This window comes from Vibrio sp. Vb0667 (genome assembly GCF_033391095.1).
The window spans coordinates 1-1172 of record NZ_JAWPOL010000286.1; the positions used below are offsets into that span (position 1 = coordinate 1).

Sequence of the window (1172 nt, forward strand, 5' to 3'; positions counted from 1 at the left end):
TTCATCACGACGGTAGGCACAAATCACGTTAGATGCGCCTTGACGGATCGAAGTTCGCACGCAGTCCATCGCGGTATCACCACCACCAAGCACTACGACTTTTTTGCCAGCCATATCGATAAACGGTTGGTTATGTTCTAGCTCCATAACCTTATAGGTATTGGAAATCAAAAATGGTAGGGCGTCATAAACGCCCGGCGCGTCTTCATTTTCCAAACCGGCGCGCATGTATTTGTATGTGCCCACACCTAAGAAAACCGCATCGTATTCATCAAGCAGTTCTTGCATCTGCACATCTTGGCCGACTTCCACATTCATGCGGAACTCAACGCCCATTTCGGTAAATACCCGACGACGATTTTCCATGACCCCTTTTTCCAATTTGAAAGAAGGAATACCAAAGGTAAGTAGGCCACCAATCTCTGGGTAACGGTCAAACACCACAGGTTTTACACCGTTGCGAACTAAAATGTCTGCTGCTGCCAAACCAGCAGGGCCAGCGCCGATGATTGCCACCTTTTTATCCGTCCACTCCACTTTGGACATGTCAGGTTTCCAGCCCATTTCAAAGGCTTTGTCGGTGATGTACTTTTCAATGTTTCCGATCGTGACTGCACCAAAATCATCATTTAGTGTGCACGAACCCTCACACAAACGGTCTTGCGGACACACACGGCCACACACTTCAGGCAAGCTGTTGGTTTGGTGTGAAAGTTCCACGGCTTCTAAAATTCGACCTTCATTCGCCAGTTTTAGCCACTGGGGAATGTAGTTATGGACGGGGCACTTCCATTCACAATATGGGTTACCGCAATCCAAACAGCGATCGGCCTGCGCTGTTGCTTGTTGTTTCGTGAACGGCTCGTAAATTTCAACAAACTCAATCTTACGAATCTTAATTGGTTTTTTCGCCGGATCTACGCGTTGAACATCGATAAATTGATAAACGTTCTGGCTCATGATTCAAACATCCTCCATGATTTATTGGGCTTGAACGCGCAGTTCAGCAGCGCTGCGGCTTTGGTGACCAAGTAGCGTGTTTAAGTCAGCCGCTTGAGGTTTCACCAAGTAGAACTTCGGAATCCATTCGTCAAAGTTCGCCAAAATATGTTCTGCATGGCTAGAGCCAGTCTCTTCGAGATGCTCTGCAATTAGGCCGCGCAAGTGCTCTT

The 1172-nt window shown here is 47.5% G+C and carries 2 protein-coding genes; both read right to left on the reverse strand.

Features of this window, described 5'->3' with window-relative positions; all coding sequences use genetic code 11:
- Window positions 1–960 (reverse strand): FAD-dependent oxidoreductase (locus R8269_RS25315; protein ID WP_318222921.1); only part of this gene is annotated, 960 nt, incomplete at its 3' end.
- Window positions 961–981: 21 nt separating this feature from the next.
- Window positions 982–1172, reverse strand: a 191-nt coding sequence (locus tag R8269_RS25320; RefSeq protein ID WP_318222922.1) for a hypothetical protein, incomplete at its 5' end; no start/stop codon positions are given.